This is a genomic window from Helicobacter pylori, from assembly GCF_001998165.1.
Classification (GTDB): domain Bacteria; phylum Campylobacterota; class Campylobacteria; order Campylobacterales; family Helicobacteraceae; genus Helicobacter; species Helicobacter pylori_DL.
On the sequence record NZ_MTWR01000120.1, the window covers coordinates 1 to 398 of the forward strand.

Annotated in this window: 1 protein-coding gene; it reads right to left on the reverse strand. The window is 41.0% G+C overall.

The window, feature by feature from the left end; translation table 11 throughout:
• Positions 1–398 (reverse strand): outer membrane protein (locus BZK24_RS08470; protein WP_143424411.1); only part of this gene is annotated, 398 nt, incomplete at both ends.

Below are 398 nucleotides of genomic sequence, written 5' to 3' on the forward strand. Positions count from 1 at the left end.
TTTTTTCTTAGCTGTAGCGAGATTGGTTCTCAAACCCAAATTGAACAAGAATTGGAAATTGGAGGTATTGACTTTCGCGCTATAAGGGTTATTGAACGCTGTCAAATTCACGTATTGAGAATTAAGCCATGTAGTCCCTGCTAGTTGGATACCTCCAAAAAGACCCACAGAAAGCTTGTTGTTCTTTCTTGTGTTGCTATCGTTGATAATATCCACTAACAAATCGCTCCCACCGCCATAAGTCCAAATATCAGAAGACGAATTGAAAAAGCTGGATTTGATAAAGCCGTGGTTGTAATCAAAAAAGCCATAAAACCTTACCCCCCATCTTTTGATTTCGCCAAAGAATTGCTTATAGCCCGTTTGCCCGCCAAAGCCATTCAAGGCGCCGTTATTGG